General features: G+C 62.4%; 21 protein-coding genes. All 21 read right to left on the reverse strand.

The window, feature by feature from the left end:
- Positions 1 to 492 precede the first annotated feature (492 nt).
- Positions 493 to 774 carry a DUF1467 family protein gene (locus NKH22_RS06610; protein ID WP_023739139.1) on the reverse strand — a complete coding sequence of 94 codons (282 nt, stop codon included), beginning with the start codon at positions 772 to 774 and terminating at the stop codon, positions 493 to 495.
- On the reverse strand, positions 771 to 1,175 hold the full coding sequence (gene mce / locus NKH22_RS06615) for a methylmalonyl-CoA epimerase (RefSeq protein ID WP_023739140.1): 405 nt from the start codon (positions 1,173 to 1,175) through the stop codon (positions 771 to 773). The genes NKH22_RS06610 and mce overlap by 4 nt, the downstream gene beginning before the upstream one ends.
- 97 nt (positions 1,176 to 1,272) lie before the next feature.
- On the reverse strand, positions 1,273 to 2,946 hold the full coding sequence (locus NKH22_RS06620; protein ID WP_023739141.1) for a ribonuclease J: 1,674 nt from the start codon (positions 2,944 to 2,946) through the stop codon (positions 1,273 to 1,275).
- Between the two features lie 32 nt (positions 2,947 to 2,978).
- The gene (locus NKH22_RS06625; RefSeq protein WP_023670806.1) at positions 2,979 to 3,800 is read right to left on the reverse strand and encodes a biotin--[acetyl-CoA-carboxylase] ligase; all 822 of its coding nucleotides are present in this window, start codon (positions 3,798 to 3,800) and stop codon (positions 2,979 to 2,981) included.
- A gap of 4 nt (positions 3,801 to 3,804) precedes the next feature.
- Positions 3,805 to 5,241, reverse strand: coding sequence for an NADH-quinone oxidoreductase subunit NuoN (gene nuoN / locus NKH22_RS06630; RefSeq protein WP_023830508.1), 1,437 nt, complete (start codon positions 5,239 to 5,241; stop codon positions 3,805 to 3,807).
- Positions 5,242 to 5,259: 18 nt separating this feature from the next.
- Positions 5,260 to 6,765 carry an NADH-quinone oxidoreductase subunit M gene (locus NKH22_RS06635; protein ID WP_352909226.1) on the reverse strand — a complete coding sequence of 502 codons (1,506 nt, stop codon included), beginning with the start codon at positions 6,763 to 6,765 and terminating at the stop codon, positions 5,260 to 5,262.
- On the reverse strand, positions 6,765 to 8,738 hold the full coding sequence (nuoL, locus tag NKH22_RS06640; protein ID WP_352762419.1) for an NADH-quinone oxidoreductase subunit L: 1,974 nt from the start codon (positions 8,736 to 8,738) through the stop codon (positions 6,765 to 6,767). The genes NKH22_RS06635 and nuoL overlap by 1 nt, the downstream gene beginning before the upstream one ends.
- Positions 8,739 to 8,748: 10 nt before the next feature.
- A complete protein-coding gene (gene nuoK / locus NKH22_RS06645) occupies positions 8,749 to 9,057 on the reverse strand; it encodes an NADH-quinone oxidoreductase subunit NuoK (protein WP_023670810.1) in 309 nt (102 codons plus the stop codon).
- Position 9,058: 1 nt separating this feature from the next.
- Positions 9,059 to 9,679, reverse strand: a complete 621-nt coding sequence (locus NKH22_RS06650; protein ID WP_023690957.1) for an NADH-quinone oxidoreductase subunit J — start codon at positions 9,677 to 9,679, stop codon at positions 9,059 to 9,061.
- 123 nt (positions 9,680 to 9,802) lie between these two features.
- A complete protein-coding gene (gene nuoI, locus NKH22_RS06655) occupies positions 9,803 to 10,294 on the reverse strand; it encodes an NADH-quinone oxidoreductase subunit NuoI (RefSeq protein WP_023685203.1) in 492 nt (163 codons plus the stop codon).
- Positions 10,294 to 11,337: an NADH-quinone oxidoreductase subunit NuoH gene (nuoH, locus tag NKH22_RS06660; protein ID WP_023685202.1), complete on the reverse strand. Its 1,044-nt coding sequence runs from the start codon at positions 11,335 to 11,337 to the stop codon at positions 10,294 to 10,296. The genes nuoI and nuoH overlap by 1 nt, the downstream gene beginning before the upstream one ends.
- A gap of 2 nt (positions 11,338 to 11,339) precedes the next feature.
- Positions 11,340 to 13,421: an NADH-quinone oxidoreductase subunit NuoG gene (nuoG, locus tag NKH22_RS06665; protein WP_023805495.1), complete on the reverse strand. Its 2,082-nt coding sequence runs from the start codon at positions 13,419 to 13,421 to the stop codon at positions 11,340 to 11,342.
- Positions 13,421 to 13,705, reverse strand: coding sequence for a pentapeptide repeat-containing protein (locus NKH22_RS06670; RefSeq protein WP_352909407.1), 285 nt, complete (start codon positions 13,703 to 13,705; stop codon positions 13,421 to 13,423). Before NKH22_RS06670 ends, nuoG begins: the two co-directional genes overlap by 1 nt.
- Positions 13,706 to 13,716: 11 nt before the next feature.
- Complete coding sequence (locus NKH22_RS06675) at positions 13,717 to 14,409, reverse strand: helix-hairpin-helix domain-containing protein (RefSeq protein WP_352909228.1); 693 nt, start codon at positions 14,407 to 14,409, stop codon at positions 13,717 to 13,719.
- A gap of 72 nt (positions 14,410 to 14,481) precedes the next feature.
- Positions 14,482 to 15,786, reverse strand: a complete 1,305-nt coding sequence (gene nuoF, locus NKH22_RS06680) for an NADH-quinone oxidoreductase subunit NuoF (protein WP_023670819.1) — start codon at positions 15,784 to 15,786, stop codon at positions 14,482 to 14,484.
- Between the two features lie 3 nt (positions 15,787 to 15,789).
- Positions 15,790 to 15,993: a hypothetical protein gene (locus tag NKH22_RS06685; protein WP_023690953.1), complete on the reverse strand. Its 204-nt coding sequence runs from the start codon at positions 15,991 to 15,993 to the stop codon at positions 15,790 to 15,792.
- Entirely contained in the window at positions 15,993 to 17,324 is a 1,332-nt protein-coding gene (locus tag NKH22_RS06690) for an NADH-quinone oxidoreductase subunit E (protein WP_352909230.1), read from the reverse strand. Before NKH22_RS06690 ends, NKH22_RS06685 begins: the two co-directional genes overlap by 1 nt.
- Positions 17,325 to 17,837 carry a DUF7674 family protein gene (locus tag NKH22_RS06695; RefSeq protein ID WP_023700376.1) on the reverse strand — a complete coding sequence of 171 codons (513 nt, stop codon included), beginning with the start codon at positions 17,835 to 17,837 and terminating at the stop codon, positions 17,325 to 17,327.
- Complete coding sequence (locus tag NKH22_RS06700; RefSeq protein WP_023685196.1) at positions 17,837 to 19,027, reverse strand: NADH-quinone oxidoreductase subunit D; 1,191 nt, start codon at positions 19,025 to 19,027, stop codon at positions 17,837 to 17,839. Before NKH22_RS06700 ends, NKH22_RS06695 begins: the two co-directional genes overlap by 1 nt.
- 66 nt (positions 19,028 to 19,093) lie before the next feature.
- On the reverse strand, positions 19,094 to 19,471 hold the full coding sequence (locus NKH22_RS06705) for a four helix bundle protein (protein ID WP_031196361.1): 378 nt from the start codon (positions 19,469 to 19,471) through the stop codon (positions 19,094 to 19,096).
- Positions 19,472 to 19,504: 33 nt separating this feature from the next.
- Positions 19,505 to 20,107 (reverse strand): NADH-quinone oxidoreductase subunit C, encoded by a 603-nt coding sequence (locus tag NKH22_RS06710; protein WP_023670823.1) that lies wholly within the window; start codon positions 20,105 to 20,107, stop codon positions 19,505 to 19,507.
- Positions 20,108 to 20,111 lie beyond the last annotated feature (4 nt).

A 20,111-nucleotide genomic window follows, 5' to 3' on the forward strand; every position in this document is an offset into this window, starting at 1 on the left:
TGGCCCCATTAATGCGGCAGCCCCGGCGTTGTTCGTTTCGCAAGCAAAGCCTGCCGCACTATTGTGCACTGCAGCACAGATTGCCCGATTGCGGGCAAAATTCTGCGTGACAATTTCATCAGGGTTAGGCTAGTGTGCCCCGATAACCGAGAGGGTGGAGAAAAATCTGCTCTCCTACGCGGTCAAAGTCTTGGGAGGATGCGATCTAGGCGCGGTTACCCGCTGCCGCCGGAAACCGGAAAACAGATCGGAACGCGTTTAAATTGCAAGGCCTTGTGCCTTGCATTTTTTTTGCCCGATCATCTGGTTAGATCAACCTGTTCCCAAATCACGTGAGCTTGCGTCAGCCTGACACCAAGGCGTGATTCTAATGCGGGTGGGCCATGCCTGGCCGCCTATTGCGCATCGCAGGCTGGCGAGACAAAATCTGAGTTTGGCGCTCCGAAACAAACACAAACATCCCAGCCGATCTGCCGGCGGGAAAGTGGTTAGTTAGCCGGGTGCCTGGCTGGCTTCGGGGATGATGTGCGGGACTTCGTCGAGGCTGTAGCCCAGCCCGTGCGTCAGGCTGTAGAAAACCCCCATGACGACAGCCGTGACGATAGTGGTGCGGATCACGGCGCGCAGCATATGCGGTCCGCGCGGCGCGCTCGCAACCGTGCCCAGCGTCACGTCATGGTCGTCATCCTGCGTCTTGACGCTGAACGGCAGCACGATGAACAGCATCAGCCACCAGGTGATGAAGAACAGCGCGGCAAACGAAATCCAGCTCATGCCTGCTCCAGTTCGACCAGCGTGCCGAAGAAATCCTTGGGATGCAGGAACAGCACCGGCTTGCCGTGGGCGCCGGTTTTGGGATTGCCGTCGCCCAGCACGCGGGCGCCGCTCGCTTTGAGGTGATCGCGCGCGACAAGGATGTCGTCGACCTCGTAGCAGACATGATGCATGCCACCCGAGGGGTTCTTCGCCAGAAAGGCCGCGATCGGCGACCGTTCGCCCAGCGGCTCCAGGAGTTCGATCTTGGTGTTGCCGACATCGACGAACACCACCGTCACGCCATGCTCGGGCAAAGCCTGCGGCGCAGTCACCCGCGCGCCAAGTGTATCGCGATAGGCCGCAATCGCCGCGGCCAGGTCCGGTACGGCAAGTGCTACATGGTTCAGGCGTCCCAGCATGAAGTGCTCCACAAGTTAAGGGAGTAGGGAATAGGCAGCAGGCAGTAGTGATACATCCGCATTTTTCTCCACTGCCTACCGCCTACTGCCTATTCCCTCACCTCGTCACAAACACCGTCACCAGCGGCTTCTTGCCCCAGGCTTCGTTGGCGGCGCCGCGCACGGCGCGGCGCACCGCTTCCTGCACCAGATCGAGGTCCTTGCGGCGCTGGCGAGGGATCGAGTCAACCGCGCCGACGGCCGCGTCGAGCATCAGATCTTCCATGTTTTCGCCACGGGCATCGGCCTCGGCGACGCCGATGGCGACCAGATCGGGATCGCCGGCGAGCTCATATTTGTCGTCGAGCACGACATTGACCGCGACATGGCCGGCAAAGGATAGCTTCCGCCGGTCGCGTATGCCCATCGCCTGGTCGGTGCCGATCAGCCTGCCGTCCTTGTAGATGCGGCCGAACGGCACCTGGTCGATGATCGTGGCCGGACCCGGCGCCAGCCGCAGCATGTCGCCGTCGCGCACTTGCGCCACCTGGCCGATGCCCGACGTCGACATCAGCGACCCTTGCGCCACCAGATGCGCGGCTTCGCCGTGCACGGGAACGCCGATCTGCGGCCGCACCCATTCATACATCCTGCGCAATTCGCTGCGGCGGGGATGGCCGGAGACATGCACAAGCGCGTCGCCATCCTCGATGATCTTGATGCCGAGGTCGATGAGGCGGTTCTTGATCTCGAGGATCGCCTTCTCGTTGCCGGGAATGGTGCGTGAGGAAAACACCACCGTGTCGCCGGCCGTCAGCGACACCGATTTCATCTCGTCGCGCGACAGTTTTGCCAGCGCTGCCAGCGCCTCGCCCTGGCTGCCGGTGCAGATGATGACCAGGTTCTCGCGCGGGATGAAGCCGAAATCCTCCTCGGCGATGAACTCCGGCAGCCCGTCCATGTAGCCGAGTTCGCCGGCGACATCGATGACCCGCTTCAGCGAGCGGCCGAGCACCAGGCACTGGCGGCCGGCATCGCGCGCCGCCTTGGCGATGGAGACGATGCGTCCGACATTGGAGGAGAAGGTGGTGACGGCGACACGGCCGACAGCGCTCTGGATGACGCCCCTGAGGCCTTCGCCCACCGCCACTTCCGACGGCGATTCGCCTTCGCGCAGCGCATTGGTGGAATCGCAGATCAGCGCCAGCACACCCTTGTCGCCATAGGCGCGAAACCGCGCCTCGTCGGTTTTCGGACCGATCGTCGGTTCCGGATCGATCTTCCAGTCGCCGGTATGGATGACGGTGCCGGCCGGCGAGGTGATCGCCAGCGACATCGGCTCGGGGATCGAGTGCGCCACCGGAATGGCCTCGATCGAGAACGGGCCGACAGTGAATGTTTCGCCTGCCCGGTAGATCGTCACCGGAATTTTCTTCGGCGCGCCCTGCTCGCCCTGGCGCTTGGCGTCCAGCAGTCCGGCGCTGAACGGTGTCATCCACACCGGCGCCTTCAGCTTTGGCCAGATGTCGAGCAGCGCCCCGTAATGGTCTTCATGCGCATGGGTGATGATGATGCCGCGCAGGCCGGCGAGGTTCTCCTCGATGAAGCGGGTATCGGGCAGGATCAGGTCGACGCCCGGGTGCGCTGCGTCGGGAAAGGTCACGCCGACATCGACGACGATCCACTCGCGCGCGCTAGGCGGCCCATAGCCGTAAAGGGCGAAGTTCATGCCGATCTCGCCGACGCCGCCGAGCGGCACGAAGACGAGTTCGGCGTTTTGCGCTTTCGCCATCAAATTTCCCTTCCCGGCCCTTGCGGCCAGCCCTAAATCTTTGCCGACGCGACGGCGCCGAAATGCACGTCGCCGGCGGCTACCGTCACGACCGACCCCTCATCATCGCGGATCACGAAACGGCAGTCCGCGTCAATGGTCTCGAAGGTACCGCGCACCACATTCCCGTCAATCCTGACAGCAACCTCGCCGCCAAGCCCCGCCGCGCGCGCCAGCCAGCGACGCCGGATGGCGTCGAGCCCGCGTCCGTCGTCCCACAGCCGGGCATTGTCGGTCCAGGCATCGGACAGCGCCAAGAACAGCGTTTCGGCGTCGCATGTCGCGCCCAGTGCCTGAAGCGATGTCGCCGGATACGGCAAATCCGGCGGATGCGCCACCACATTGACGCCGATGCCCACCGCCACCGCGAAACGGCCGCCATCGAGAATGGCCGATTCCAGCAGGATGCCGGCCAGCTTGGCGCCGGAGGCCAGCACATCGTTCGGCCATTTCAGCTCGAAGCGGTTCTGCCCCTGGCTGGCGCCGTCGAGGCCGATAGCGATCCTGCCCTTCGGCACCACGGCGTCGAGCGCATCGGCCAGCGACAGGCCGGCGACGAAGCCCAGCGTCGCCGCCAGACGCAACTCACCGCCGGTGATGACCAGCAATGTCGCCGCCAGATTGCCCTCGGGCGATACCCAGGCCCTGCCGCGGCGGCCACGGCCGCTTTCCTGCTTCTTGGAAACGACCCACAATTTGCCGGGATCGCCTGCCCTTGCATGGTCCAGCGCCAGCGTGTTGGTGGAACCCACACTGTCATGCGCCTCGAGCCGGAACCCTTCCGTCTCAGAGGTCGGAGCCAGCCGAAATGCCATCCGGTCAGAAAAATGTCTTGGCGGCGGCTTCGGCGTAGGTCGCGATCGGACCGCCGATCAGCACATAGAACAGCACGAAAGCGCCGGAGACACCAAGCACGAGGCGCAGCTCAACCGCCATCGGCACGAAGCCACCGGCCGGTTCGTCGAACCACATGATCTTGATGATACGCAGATAGTAGAAAGCGCCCACGACGGAGGCCAGCACGCCGATGATCGCCAGCGCATAGAGGTTGGCGTTGATGGCGGCGAGGAACACGTACCATTTCCCCCAGAAGCCGGCGAGCGGCGGGATGCCGGCCAGCGAGAACATCAGGATGGTCAGGATCGTCGCCATGATCGGATTGGTCGACGACAGACCGGCGAGATCGCTGATCTGCTCGACATTGCCTTCCTTGCGCCGCATGGCGAGGATGAAGGCGAAGGTGCCGAGCGTCATGACGAGATAGATCAGCATGTAGATGGCGACGCCGCGCACGCCGGCCTGGCTGTTGGCGGCAAGGCCGACCAGCGCATACCCCATATGGCCGATCGAGGAGTACGCCATCAGCCGCTTGATGTTGGTCTGGCCGATCGCGGCAAAGGAGCCGAGCGCCATCGAGGCGATCGAGATGAAGACGATGATCTGCTGCCAGTCGGAAGCGATCGGCTTGAAGGCGCCCATGGTGACGCGCACGATCAGCGCCATTGCCGCCATTTTGGGAGCGGCCGCCAGGAAGGCGGTGACCGGCGTCGGCGCGCCCTCGTAAACATCGGGCGTCCACATGTGGAACGGCACCGCCGAAATCTTGAAGGCAAGGCCGGCCAAAACGAAGACCAGGCCGACGACGAGACCCAACTGGCGCTCGCCGCTGCCAAGCGCGGAGGAAATTTCCTGGAAGCCTACATTGCCGGTGTAGCCGTAAATGAGGCTGATTCCGTAAAGCAGCATGCCCGACGATAGCGCGCCGAGCACAAAATACTTCAAACCGGCCTCGGTCGAACGCAGATTGTCGCGATTGATCGCCGCCAGCACGTAAATCGCCAGCGACTGCAGCTCGAGGCCGAGATAGAGCCCGATCATGCCGTTGGCCGAGATCATCAGCATCATACCAAGCGTGCAGAGCAGGATCAGCACCGGGTATTCGAACTTGTCGAAATGCTCCTGCCTGGCGAAGCGCATCGACATCACCAGCGTCACCGCCGAACCGATCAGCGACAGCACCTTCATGAAGCGGGAGAACGGATCCTGGATGAAGGCATTGCCGTAGGCGCTCCCCTGCCCCGTGGGAAAGATCAGCCATAGGCCTGCGATCACCAGCACGGCGACGGCAAGGCCGGTCACCAGAATGGCAGTGTTGGCGCGCGAATAGGCGCCGACCATCAACAGCGCCAGCGCGCCGATGGCGAGGATCAGCTCCGGCGTCGAGAGCGAAAGGCTGGAGTAAAGGTCCGGCGTCATGGTTCGCAAAACCTCTGGTCAGTTCGCCGCCGCGGTCTGCGCGGCGCCGATGGATGCGGTGACATTGGTGACGAGCGCCTTGACCGACTGGGCCGTGGCATCGAAGACGGGAGCGGGATAGACGCCGAAGAAGATGACCAGCACGACCAGCGGGTAGATGATCGCCTTCTCGCGCGTCGACAGATCGAGCAGGCCCTTCAGGCTTTCCTTGGTCAGCGCGCCGAAGATCACCCGGCGGTAGAGCCAGAGTGCGTAGGCGGCCGACAGGATGACGCCGGTGGCGGCGAAGAACGCCACCCAGGTGTTGACCCGGAACACGCCGAGCATGGTCAGGAACTCGCCAACGAAACCTGACGTGCCCGGCAAGCCGACATTGGCCATGGTGAAGATCAGGAACACCGTGGCGTATTTCGGCATGTTGTTGACCAAGCCGCCATAGGCGTCGATCTCGCGCGTGTGCATGCGGTCGTAAATGACGCCGACGCACAGGAACAGCGCGCCCGAGACGAGGCCGTGGCTCAGCATCTGGAAGATCGCGCCCTGCACGCCTTCCTGGTTCATGGCGAAGATGCCCATGGTGACGAAGCCCATATGGGCGACGGAGGAATAGGCGATCAGCTTCTTCATGTCCTCCTGCATCAGCGCCACCAGCGAGGTGTAGATGATGGCGACGACCGACAGCGTGAACACCAGCGGCGCGAACATTTCCGACGCCAGCGGGAACATCGGCAGGGAGAAGCGCAGGAAGCCGTACCCGCCCATTTTCAACAGTATGCCCGCCAGGATCACCGAGCCCGCCGTCGGCGCTTCGACATGCGCATCGGGCAGCCAGGTGTGCACCGGCCACATCGGCATCTTCACCGCGAAGGAGGCGAAGAAGGCCAGAAATAGCCAAGTCTGCATGTGGGCCGGGAAGTTGTGGGTCAGCAGCGTCGGGATGTCGGTGGTGCCCGCCTGGAAGAACATCGCCATGATGGCGAGCAGCATCAGCACCGAGCCGGCCAACGTGTAGAGGAAGAACTTGAACGAGGCATAGACGCGGCGCTTGCCGCCCCAGACGCCGATGATGATGAACATCGGGATCAGGCCGGCCTCGAAGAAGACGTAGAACAGCACGATGTCGAGCGCGCAGAACACGCCGATCATCAGCGTTTCCAAGAGCAGGAAGGCAATCATGTAGGCCTTGACGCGCTTGTCGATCGCTTCCCACGACGCCAGGATGCAGAGCGGCATGAGGAACGTCGTCAGGATGACGAACAGCATCGAAATGCCGTCGACGCCCATATGGTAGGAGATGCCGGAATCCAGCCAGGCAAACTTCTCGACGAACTGGAAGCCGGCCTGCGAATTGTCGAAGCCGGCCCAGATGAACAGCGAGATGATGAAGGTGGCCGCCGTCGTCGTGAACGCGATGGCGCGGATGTTGCGACGCGCATTCGGGCTGTCATCCCTGATGAACAGGATCAGCAGCACACCTACAAGCGGCAGGAAGGTGACCAGCGAGAGGATTGGCCAGGCGGTCATCAGAGCATCATCCAGGTGACGAGTGCGGCCACGCCGATCAGCATGGCGAAGGCATAGTGATAGAGATAGCCGGTCTGTAGCTTGACGACGCGGTCGGTGACGTCGACGACACGCGCCGAAATGCCGTCAGGGCCGAGCCCGTCGATGATGGTGCCGTCGCCGGTCTTCCACAAGAACCTGCCCAGCGCCTTTGCCGGCCGCACGAACAGGACGTCGTAGAGCTCGTCAAAGTACCATTTGTTGAGCAGGAAGGCATACAGCAGCCGATGGTTGGCGGCGACGCTCCGGGGCAGTTCCGGCGAGCGGATGTAGAACTTCCAGGCGACGGCAAAGCCGATGATCATGGCGACGAACGGTGCCAGCTCGACCCACAGCGGCAATTCGTGGATATCGTGCAGGATGTGGTTGTCCGGCAGCGTGAACAGCGAGGCCTTCCAGAATTCGGTATAGCCTTCGCCGATGAAGGCACCATGGAAGATAACGCCGGCAAACAGCGCGCCCGCGGCCAGGATGAACAGCGGCACCAGCATCACCGGCGGCGATTCATGGACATGGTGCATGACGTCGTGGCTCGCCCGCGGCTCGCCATGGAAGGTCATGAAGATCAGCCGCCAGGAGTAGAAGGAGGTGAAGCAGGCGGCGATGACCAGCAGGACAAAAGCGAGGCCAGCGACCGAATTGTGGCCGGCAAAGGCAGCCTCGATGATGGCATCCTTGGAGAAGAAGCCGGCGGTGCCGATGACGGTCACCGGAATGCCGACGCCGGTCAGCGCCAGCGTGCCGATCACCATCATCCAGTAGGTCTTCGGAATGAGCTTCCGCAGGCCGCCCATCTTGCGCATGTCCTGCTCGTCGGAGACGGCATGGATGACCGAGCCGGAGCCCAGGAACAGCAGCGCCTTGAAGAAGGCGTGCGTGAACAGATGGAAGATCGCCGCGCCATAGGCGCCGACGCCGAGCGCGACGAACATGTAGCCGAGCTGCGAACAGGTCGAATAGGCGATGACGCGCTTGATGTCGTTCTGGACCAGGCCGACGGTCGCCGCGAAGAAGGCGGTGAAGGCGCCGATGAAGGTCACCACGGTCAGCGCCGAATGCGACAGTTCGAACAGCGGCGACAGCCGCGCCAGCATGAACACGCCGGCCGTGACCATGGTGGCGGCATGGATCAGCGCGGAAACCGGGGTCGGGCCCTCCATCGCGTCCGGCAGCCAGGTGTGCAGCGGCACCTGCGCCGACTTGCCCATGGCGCCCATGAACAGCAGCAGGCAGACGATGGTCATGGCTGCCTGCTTGTCCAGCGCGTAGCCGAGGAAGGTCAGCACGGCCGCGCCTTGTGGGGCGCCTTCAGCCGGAATGAACGTCGCGGCATTGGCGAAGATGGTGCCGAGATTGACCGAGCCGAACAAAACGAAGACGCCGAAAATGCCGAGCGCGAAGCCAAAATCGCCGACGCGGTTGACGACGAAGGCCTTGATGGCAGCAGCATTGGCCGACGGCCTCTTGTACCAGAAGCCGATCAGCAAATAAGAGGCGAGACCCACCCCTTCCCAGCCGAAGAACATCTGCACGAGGTTGTCCGCCGTCACCAGCATCAGCATGGCGAAGGTGAACAACGACAGATAGGCGAAGAAGCGCGGCCGGTTCGGATCGTGGTGCATGTAGCCGATCGAATAGATGTGGACCAGCGCCGACACCGTGTTGACCACCACCAGCATGACCACCGTCAGCGTATCGATCCTGAGCGCCCAGGACGCGTCCAAGCCGCCGGATTGGATCCAGCGCAGTACCGGCACGGTGAACACCTCGCCTTCGCCGAAGCCGACGGAGAAGAAGGCGACCCAGGACAGCACGGCCGAGATCACCAGGAAGCCTGAGGTGATATATTCCGATGCCTTGGCGCCGAGCGCATTGCCGAACAGGCCGACAATCAGGAAGCCGAGCAGCGGAAGGAAGACGATCGCTTGATACATGTTAGCCCCGTCAACCCTTCATCTGGTTCACGTCTTCGACCGCGATCGAGCCGCGGTTGCGGAAGAAGACGACGAGAATGGCAAGACCGATGGCCGCTTCGGCGGCCGCGACCGTCAGCACGAACAGGGCAAACACCTGGCCGACGAGATCGCCCAATGCCGCCGAGAAGGCGACGAAATTGATGTTGACCGCCAAAAGGATCAGCTCGATCGACATCAGGATGACGATGATGTTCCTGCGGTTCAGGAAGATGCCGAACACGCCGAGCGTGAACAGGATCGCCGATACGGTCAGGTAATGTGCGATGCCGACGACCATCTCAGAGCCCCTCGCCCGACTTGACCTTGCGGATTTCCATGCCTGTCGCCGGCGTGCGGCCGACCTGGGCGGCGATCGACTGCCGCTTGACCCCTTCCTTGTGGCGCAGCGTCAGCACGATGGCGCCAATCATGGCGACCAGCAGGATGAGGCCCGAAATCTGGAAGTAGTAGAGGTAGTCCGTATAGAGGATGTCGCCGAGTGCTGCGGTGTTTGTCCGCGCGGCAAGATCCGGGATGGGTTTGGAGACCGTCGAGGCCAGTTGCGGCGCGAAGGTGTAGCCGCCGAGCACCACGATCAGCTCGGCCGCCAGGATCAGCCCGACCAGCGCGCCGATCGGCGCATATTGCAGGGCGCCTTCCTTCATCTCGGCGAAGTCGACATCGAGCATCATGACGACGAACAGGAACAGCACCATGACCGCGCCGACATAGACGACGAGCAGGATCATCGCCAGGAACTCGGCGCCGGTCAGCATGAACAGGCCGGCGGCGTTAAAGAAGGTCAGGATCAGGAACAGCACGGAATGCACGGGGTTGCGCGACGAAATGACCATGAAGGCCGACGCCACCGCGACAAAGGCGAAGAGGTAGAAAAAGGCCGCCTCTAGTCCACTCAGCATTGGGGATCCCCCGGGTTCCTGTCCAAACAGGACATCCGTCCTGTTTGATTTCTGCGACCGCCTCCGGCCGGCAAGTTGCGTTGTCCTTAGACGAGGGCCCTCGCCCCGTCCATGCGTCAAATGTCAGCGGTAAGGCGAGTCCAGCGAGATGTTGCGCGCCAGTTCGCGCTCCCAGCGGTCGCCATTCGCCAGCAGCCTGTCCTTGTCGTAGTAAAGCTCTTCGCGCGTCTCCGTCGCGAACTCGAAATTCGGCCCCTCGACGATGGCGTCGACCGGGCAGGCTTCCTGGCAGAAGCCGCAATAGATGCACTTCACCATGTCGATGTCGTAGCGCACGGTGCGGCGCGTGCCGTCATTGCGGCGCGGGCCGGCCTCGATGGTGATCGCCTGCGCCGGACAGATCGCTTCGCACAATTTGCAGGCGATGCAGCGTTCCTCGCCATTGGGATAGCGGCGCAGCGCGTGCTCGCCACGGAAGCGCGGGCTGGTCGGCCCTTTCTCGTGCGGATAGTTGATCGTTTCCTTCGGCGCGAAGAACTGGCGCATCGACAGGAAGAAGGCGCTGACGAAATCCTGCAGCAGCAGCGATTTTGCGGCCTGGCCAAAAGCGGACATCACGCAAACCCCGTGATTTTGAGGAAGGCCGCGGTGGCAACGACCATGAACAGGGAGATCGGCAGAAAGACTTTCCAGCCCAGCCGCATCAGCTGGTCGTAGCGGTAGCGCGGCACGAAGGCCTTCACCATCGAGAACATGAAGAACATCAGGCAGATCTTGAGCACGAACCAGATCACGCCGGGCACCCAGGTGAAGGGGGCGAAGTCGAAGGGCGGCAGCCAGCCGCCGAGGAACAGGATGGTGGCCAGCGCGCACATCATCACCACGGCGACGTATTCGCCGAGGAAGAACAACAGGAACGGCGTCGAGGAGTATTCGACCATATGGCCGGCGACGAGTTCCGACTCGGCTTCCACCAGGTCGAAGGGCGGGCGGTTGGTCTCGGCCAGCGCCGAGATGAAGAAAATGACGAACATCGGGAACAGCGCCAGCCAGTGCCAGTCGAGGAAGCTGTTGGGCAGGCCAAGCTTGGTGCCCAGCCCATCCTGCTGCGACAGCACGATGTCCGACAGGTTGAGCGAGCCGACGCAGAGCAGCACGGTGACGATGACGAAGCCGATCGAGACTTCGTAGGACACCATCTGCGCCGCCGAGCGCAGCGCGCCGAGGAACGGGTATTTCGAGTTGGACGCCCAGCCGCCCATGATCACGCCATAGACCTCGAGCGAGGAGATGGCGAAGACGTAGAGGATGCCGACATTGACGTTGGCGATCCCCCAGCCCGCATTGACGGGAATGACCGCCCAGGCCGAGATTGCCAGCACGGCCGACACCAGCGGCGCCAGCAGGAACACGCCCTTGTTGGCGCCGGACGGAATGACCGGTTCCTTGAAGACGAATTTCAGCAGATCGGCGAAAGCCTGCAGCGTGCCCCACGGGCCGACGACGTTCGGGCCGCGGCGCAATTGCACCGCCGCCCAGATCTTGCGGTCGGCGTAAAGCAGGTAGGCAACCCCGATCAGCAAAACGACGATCAGCACGACCGACTTTAAAAGGATGATCAGCGTCGGCAGCACGTAGAAGGAGAAGAAGGTGTCCATGTCTACTCTGCCGCCTGCCTGAAGCCGTTTTTCGCCAGCGCCGAGCATTCCGCCATGACGGCGGAGGCCCGCGCGATCGGGTTGGTCAGATAGAAATCCGTGACCGGCGAGGTGAAAGTGCCCTTGTTCAGCCGCCCGCCGAGCTTCGCCACCTTGGCGACGTCATCGGCATTGCCGGCTTCGACATGATCGATGCGGGCGAGATGCGGGTATTCGCCATAAAGTTTGGCGCGCAACTGCTGCAGCGAATCGAAGGGTAGTTTCTTGCCCAGCACATCGGACAATGCCCTCAGGATCGCCCAGTCTTCGCGCGCGTCGCCCGGCGCGAAGCCCGCGCGGTTGGTCTGCTGCACGCGTCCCTCGGTGTTGACATAGGTGCCGGACTTTTCGGTGTAGGCGGCTCCCGGCAGGATGACATTGGCGCGGTGCGCACCGGCGTCGCCATGCGTGCCGACATAGACGACGAAGGCGCCGCCGGTCTTGGACATGTCGACCTCGTCGGCGCCGAGCAGGAACAGAACCTCGCTCTCCCCCAGCATGCCGGCAACGTTCTTGCCGCCCTTGCCAGGCACGAAGCCGACATCGAGACCGCCGACGCGCGCGGCCGCAGTGTGCAGCACGGCAAAGCCGTTCCAGTCGGCGCGCGCAGCGTTGACGGCCGTGGCGAGTTTCGCCGCCTGGCCGAGCACCGCCGCGCCGTCGGCACGCGACAGCGCGCCCTGGCCGACGATGATCAGAGGATGCGTCGCCTTCTTCAGCACCTGGAAGAACTTGCCATTGCCGTCGGCCAGATCTTTCAAGGACTCCGGACCGGCGCCGAGCTGTTCGTAGTCGTAACGCGTGTCGCCGACCTCGCCGATGACGCCGACCGGCAGATTGCCGATCCGCCAGCGCTTGCGGATGCGGGCATTGAGCACCGAGGCCTCGAAGCGCGGATTGGCGCCGATGATCAGCACCGCGTCGGCCTGCTCGATGCCCTCGATGGTCGGGTTGAAGATGTAGCTGGCGCGGCCGAGCGCCGGATCGAGTGCGGCGCCGTCCTGGCGGCAATCGGTGTTCTTCGAGCCCAACGCAGCCATAAGCTGCTTCAGCGCGTAGATTTCCTCGACGGCGGCAAGATCGCCCGCAATCGCGCCGATTTTCTCGGGCGCCGCATTCGACACCGCATCCCTGATCGCAACGAACGCTTCGGCCCAGCTGGCCGGCGCCAGCTTTCCGTCCTTGCGGACATAGGGGCGGTCGAGGCGCTGCGTGCGCAAACCGTCCCAGATGAAGCGGGTCTTGTCGGAAATCCACTCCTCGTTGACCGCCTCATTGACGCGCGGCAGGATGCGCATCACCTCGCGGCCGCGGCTGTCGACGCGGATTGCCGAGCCGACAGCGTCCATGACGTCGATGGATTCTGTCTTGGTCAGCTCCCACGGCCGTGCCTGAAAGGCGAAAGGCTTGGAGGTCAGCGCGCCGACCGGGCAGAGGTCGATGACATTGCCCTGCAGCTCCGAGGTCATGGCGCTTTCGAGATAGGTGGTGATCTCGGCATCCTCGCCGCGGCCGATCAGGCCAAGCTCGGAAATGCCCGCAACTTCCGTGGTGAAGCGAACGCAGCGCGTGCAGTGGATGCAGCGGTTCATAACCGTCTTGACCAATGGGCCGATATACTTGTCTTCGACCGCGCGCTTGTTCTCGTGATAGCGCGAGGAATCGACGCCGAAGGCCATCGCCTGGTCCTGCAGGTCGCATTCGCCGCCCTGGTCGCAGATCGGGCAATCCAGCGGATGGTTGATCAAAAGGAATTCCATCACGCCTTCGCGGGCCTTCTTGACCATCGGCGTGTTGGTGAAGATTTCAGGCGCCTCGCCATTCGGACCCGGACGCAGGTCGCGCACATTCATGGCGCAGGAGGCCTGCGGTTTGGGCGGCCCGCCCTTCACCTCGATCAGGCACATGCGGCAATTGCCGGCGATCGACAGCCGCTCATGGAAGCAGAAGCGCGGCACTTCCGCGCCGGCGTCCTCGGCCGCCTGTAGCAGCGTGTAGTGGTCGGGTACAGTGATCTCTTTCCCGTCGACCTTGAGCTTTGCCATCAATTGCCCCTGGCGGTCTGCGCCGTCTCATATGCCTGAAACAAATCGCTCAGCCTGATGCCATTGATCATCATGCCGGCGACTTCAGCGTTTTCTATGTTCAAATTGCTCAAATTCACATTGCTGAACAACGCGTTCGAGAGGTTCGCGTCCTCCACCACGGCGGCGGCCGACAGGTCGACGTTGTGAAACCGCGTGTTCGACAGGTTCACATCGTCAAATCTGGAGTTGCTGACGACGGCATTGCGCACATCGAGAACATCGCTCCTGTCGTGGATCTCCATGCCTGCCACCCCTACTTCTTCGCCTTGGCGGCCAGCGTCAGCGCCGCGGCCTGGCGGGTCCACTCGTCGCGGCCGATACGGCCCGTGAGCGACAGGTAGTCCTCGACCCAGGCGATCTCTTCCGGCGCCCAGGCGGCGATCTGGGCAAAGGTCCAGATGCCGAGGCCGTTCAGTACTTTTTCCAGCTTCGGTCCAACGCCGGTGATCGCCTTGAGATCCGACGGCTTGGCCGGACGAGCCACGGCCTTGGGCTGTCTGAAATCCTCCGGCATCAATCCGATCGTCGCGCCTTCGGCGACGGCCTCGGTCTTCTCCGGCTCGGCATCGACGGTGAGAGCGGCAATATCGGTCACATCCTGGGCAAAAGTCTGCGCCTCGGCGATCAGGGTTCTGGTCGCCGCGCGCGCCTTGGTGGCGGGGGCGGTCTCGGCGAACCCTTTGCTGCGCTGTTCGAAATCGTCGATGATCGGCTGGAAAATCCGCTGCGATGCCTCGGCAGCACCCGACAAGGCGCCTAGCCACACGCCAAAGGCATGGTTGGCAAGGCCAAAGCCCAGCGCCGACATGGCGGCGGCACCCGCGACAGGATGCGCGAGAAGGTTGACGGCGCTGGCCATCTCCTTCTGCATCATCCTTGTCAAATCCTGGTTCATCTTCTCAAGCTGGTCCAAATTGGGCATCAAAGGGTTCGAATAGGGCGCCATAGACATCTCCTGGTCGTTTCTTCGTCAGCCCCGCCCCTATATTTCCGTCCGGGGCTTGCGCCCGATTTCAATCTACTCAGCAGCCACCATCACCGGTTCGGCCCGGTGCGCGTTGCGCGAAAACTCGTCGATGCGCCGCTCCACCTCGCCGCGGAAATGCCGCATCAGGCCCTGGATCGGCCATGCCGCGGCATCGCCCAGCGCGCAGATCGTATGACCCTCCACCTGTTTGGTGACGTCGAGCAGCATGTCGATCTCGCGCTTCTGCGCCTCGCCGCGCACCAGCCGCTCCATCACCCGCCACATCCAGCCGGTGCCTTCGCGGCATGGCGTGCACTGGCCGCAGCTCTCATGCTTGTAGAAATAGGAAAGCCTGGCGATCGCCTTCACGATATCGGTCGATTTGTCCATGACGATGACAGCCGCCGTGCCGAGGCCGGATTTCAGGTCGCGCAAAGCATCGAAATCCATCGGCGCATCGATGATCTGCTCGGCCGGCACCAGCGGCACCGATGCGCCGCCCGGAATGACCGCCAGGAGATTGTCCCAGCCGCCGCGAATGCCGCCGCAATGGGTTTCGATCAGCTCGCGGAACGGGATCGACATCGCCTCTTCGACGGTGCACGGATTGTTGACGTGACCCGAGATGCAAAACAGCTTGGTGCCGACATTGTTGGGCCGGCCAAAGGACGAGAACCAGGCGGCGCCACGGCGCAAAATGGTCGGCGCCACCGCAATCGACTCGACATTGTTCACGGTTGTCGGACAACCGTACAAGCCGACATTGGCCGGGAATGGCGGCTTCAGCCGGGGCTGGCCCTTCTTGCCTTCGAGGCTTTCCAGAAGTGCTGTTTCCTCGCCACATATATAGGCGCCGGCGCCGTGGTGCATGTAGATGTCGAAATCGTATCCGGACGTGTTGTTCTTGCCGATCAGCCTGGCCTCATAGGCCTCGTCGATGGCGCGCTGCAGCGCCTCGCGCTCACGGATGAACTCGCCGCGCACATAGATGTAGGCGGCGACCGCGCCCATGGCGAAGCCGGCGATGAACGAGCCCTCGACCAGCGTGTGCGGATCGTTGCGCAGGATATCGCGGTCCTTGCACGTGCCGGGCTCGGATTCGTCGGCGTTGACAACGAGATAACTCGGCCTTCCATCGCTCTGCTTGGGCATGAACGACCATTTCAGCCCGGTCGGGAAGCCGGCGCCGCCACGGCCGCGCAGGCCTGACGCCTTCATCTCGTTGACGATCCACTCGCGCCCCTTGGCGATGATGCCGGGCGTGTTGTCCCAGGCGCCGCGCGCCATGGCGCCGGCCAGCGACTTGTCGAACAGGCCGTAGATGTTGTTGAAGATGCGGTCTTTGTCAGCCAGCATGACTTACCTCTTTCCCCGCAAGACGATCGAGAACCACACCAGCACGCCCATGCCGGTCGCGGCCATCGATTCCAGGGTATCCGAAAACGGCAATTCGACGAGGCGCCGAAGCCCCTCCAGAAGGATGTTGGCAGCAGCGATGCAGACAACGCCGATGACAATGCTGCGCAGCGTCAGCAAAGATCCGGTGCTTTGCGCTTCAGCCATCAACGTGGCTCCTTGCCGAAGACGCGGATGTATTCGGCGAGGCCGCCCTTGGCGAGCGCCTTGGCCTGCTTGCCCCAGTCGTCGCGCTCGATGCGGCCCTGGAAAGCGAGATATCCATCCACCCAGTCGCGCTCGGCCTTATTCCAGGATGCGACCTGTGTGAAGGTGAAGATGCCAAGCGAATGAAGGATGCCCTCGATCTTCGGGCCAATGCCCGAGATCAGCTTGAGATCGTCGACCGCAGCCGGCCTGTCGATTCCGGCCGGACGGTTCTTGTCCTCGAGCGACGGCTTTGCGGGTCTGGCTGTCGGCGGCTTGACGGTCGGGGCTACCGGGGCGTTGGCCGCTGGCGCCTTGAATTCCGGAGCGATGAAGGCAGCTGCCGGCGTGGAGGTGGTCTTCGGGCCATTACGCTGCTTGGCGACCTTCTCGACTTCAGGCGCCGCGGTGTTGGCGTTGGCGGCCGAATGCAGGGGCGCCGGGACGCTCGCCGCTTTTTCCGCCGCCGGTGCAACCTTGGCCCTGGAGGGCGACTTCAACGCCGAGCTGGTTTCCGGCGCATCGGTTTTCGGTTTGCCGGCGTTGGATGGCGCGACCGGGGCGGCCGCTGCAGGAGCGGCAGGAGCCGGAACAGGCGCCGCAATGATTGCGTCGGGCGCCGCGTGGGCAGCCTTGCTCGCCGCCCTGGCTTCCTTGTCGCGCGTTGCTTTGAGGATCGCCTTTTCGCTCTTCAGCGTCGTCAGGCCAGGCGCCGGCTCCGAGCCGGTTCTGCCGTTTTGCGGTCCCGTGGGAACCGAGGCGCCCTTGCCCGCATCGTAAAGATCGATGATTTCGGCCAGCCGCTCGGGGGTGAGATCCTCGAACGTATCCTTGAAGACCATCACCATCGGCGCGTTGACGCAGGCGCCGAGGCATTCGACTTCCTCCCACGACAGTGTGCCCTTGTCGTTGGTGTGGAATTGGTCGTGATGGATTTTCGAGCGGCACACATCCATCAGCGCTTCCGAGCCGCGCAGCATGCAGGGCGTGGTGCCGCAGACCTGGATATGTGCGCGCGTGCCGACCGGATTGAGCTGGTACTGCGTGTAGAAGGTCGCGACTTCGAGGCCGCGAATGCGCGGCATGCCGAGCATGTCCGAAATCGTCTCGATCGCCGCCTTGGTGACCCAGCCTTCCTGCTCCTGCGCAATCATCAGCAAGGGAATGATCGCCGACTGCTCGCGGCCCTTCGGATATTTCTTGATCCATTGCTTCGCAACCGCCGCATTCGCCCGGTTGAAGGCGAAGGAGGCTGGCTGGACGCTTGCTTCTGCGAGACGGCGGACTGACATTTAGCGATCGGGCCCCTGCTCTGCTACGAGAGCTATTGCGGTTTCACATTCTTTCTGATGAGAAAACGGAATGCGTTCGGCAGATCGAGCAACACTCGCAAATCGCTCTGCGGGCAACATGTATTGCCACAGCCCCAGAACAGTTTGCCTTACTTGAGGCGAGATCCATGCCATGACCGCATCAGCGTCGATGTCATCGTCGAACAAGTGCTCGTAAAAAGCGACACCAGCCGCATTCCAAATCTGTTTGTTCGGGTGAACGGCAGCCCATTGGGCGAACCCGTGCATTCTACCCAGCTTGTCGACGTCATTGTCGCGGTGGGCAAGGCGCGTCTTGGGTAGCAGGGTAAAAAAGAAGTCATAGATCGAACAGTGCTGAGTCGAGTTGTAAGAAGCCTCTGCGAACTCGACCGGCAGCATGGCTTTTGCCAATTCGCGCCACCGCGGTAGGGCAGCGTCGGCATTCCCTCGAACACCGACCTGAGAGCGCACTGTAGGATTGGCTGCCGCCATCACCGATCAACCTCCCCGAAGACGATATCGAGGGAACCCAGGACGGCAGTGACGTCGGCCAGCATGTGGCCGCGGCAGAGGAAATCCATGGCTTGCAGATGCGCGAAGCCGGGCGCGCGCAGCTTGCAGCGATAGGGCTTGTTGGTGCCGTCGGAGACGAGATAGACACCGAACTCGCCCTTCGGCGCCTCGACGGCAGCATAGACCTCGCCGGCCGGCACGCGATAGCCCTCGGTGTAGAGCTTGAAATGATGGATCAGCGCTTCCATCGAGCGCTTCATCGCCTGGCGCTTCGGCGGCACCACCTTGCCGTCGAGGTTCGACACCGGCCCGGTGCTCTCCTTGCCGAGCAGAAGGTCGACGCACTGGCGCATGATTTTCGCCGACTGGCGCATCTCTTCCATGCGCACGAGATAACGGTCGTAGCAGTCGCCGTTCTTGCCGATCGGGATGTCGAAATCCATCTCGGAATAGCATTCATAAGGCTGCGACTTGCGCAAATCCCAGGCCGCACCCGAGCCGCGCACCATGACGCCGGAAAAGCCCCAGGCCCAGGCGTCGGCAAGCGACACGATACCGATATCGACATTGCGTTGCTTGAAGATGCGGTTGCCGGTAAGCAGCCTGTCGAGGTCGTCAAGCGACTTCAGGAACGGGTCGATCCACTTGCCGATGTCCTCGACCAGCTTCGCCGGCAGATCCTGGTGCACGCCGCCGGGACGGAAATAGGCCGCATGCATGCGCGAACCGGAAGCGCGCTCATAAAACACCATCAGCTTTTCGCGTTCGACGAAACCCCACAGCGGCGGCGTCAGCGCGCCGATATCCAGCGCCTGCGTCGTCACATTGAGGATGTGCGACATGATGCGGCTGAGCTCGGAATAGAGCACGCGGATCAACTGGCCGCGCTTCGGCACTTCGATGCCGAGCAACCGCTCGGTGGCGAGCGCGAAGGCATGCTCCTGGTTCATCGGTGCGCAATAGTCGAGCCGGTCGAGATAGGGCACTGCCTGCAGATAGGTTTTGTGCTCGATCAGCTTTTCGGTGCCGCGATGCAGCAAGCCGATATGCGGATCGACGCGGTCGACCACCTCGCCGTCAAGCTCCAGCACAAGACGCAAAACACCGTGCGCCGCAGGGTGCTGCGGTCCGAAGTTGATGTTAAAGTTGCGGACGGAGGTTTCAGCCATTCTGGCGCCTCTGGCGAAGAGTCAGTAGTGAGTAGTGAGTAGTGATCATCAATCTCAATGCCTGCTTCATTCCGCCTGCTTGGCCTGCACCGTTCGGATAAGAGATCTCATCATTTTTCCAATCTCTTCGCATCGCAGCGGCAGCTCAATCTCATTGTCTTTTCGCAGCAGGCCAACCCGACATGCCAGCAGTATGTGTGTCTCCAGTTCCTTCAACGAGCCTTGCGCCATGCGCAAAAATTGAACGAACGACCCTCTGTTCTCCCGACCGTATCCCTCCGCGACGTTCGCTGCGACCGAAACCGCCGATCGGCGCATCTGAGAGGTCATGCCGTAAATCTCATCCCTCGGAAACTCTTTGGTGAAACGGTAGCAATCCTCAGCAAGCGTCATCGCCGATTGCCACACCTTCAAGTCGCGATAAGATTCGATCCGTTGCTCCAAATCTTTTGCTACTGACTACTCACTACTTCCTACTCACTGTTTCGCCTTCTCATCGCCCGGCAGGACGTAGTCCGTCCCTTCCCATGGCGAGAGAAAATCGAAGTTCCTGAATTCCTGCTTCAATTCCACCGGCTCGTAGATCACGCGCTTGGCTTCGTCGTCGTAGCGCACCTCGACGAAACCTGTCAGCGGGAAGTCCTTGCGCAGGGGATGGCCCTCGAAACCGTAGTCCGTGAGGATGCGGCGCAGGTCCGGATGGCCGGAGAACAGCACGCCATAGAGATCGTAGGCCTCGCGCTCATACCAGTCGGCGCCGGGATAGACAGCGGTGAGCGACGGCACCAGCGTCTCTTCGTCGGCCTGCACCTTGATGCGGATGCGCAAATTCTGCTTCGGCGAAAGCAAATGATAGACGACATCGAAACGCTTGACGCGCGACGGGTAGTCGGCGCCGCAGATATCGATGATCGAAATGAACTGGCAACCCGAATCGTCACGCAGGAAGCTTGTCACCTCGATCAGATTGTCTGTAGCAACCGAGATCGTCAGTTCGCCATAGGCAAGCACTGCATCGGTGACGCGGCCCGGCAGCTTTTCGCCGAGATAGGTCGACAGTTCGCTCAGGGATGCGGCCATGGGT

Origin of the sequence: Mesorhizobium sp. M1252, from assembly GCF_040318265.1 — a bacterium.
In the GTDB taxonomy this organism is placed as follows: Bacteria; Pseudomonadota; Alphaproteobacteria; order Rhizobiales; family Rhizobiaceae; genus Mesorhizobium.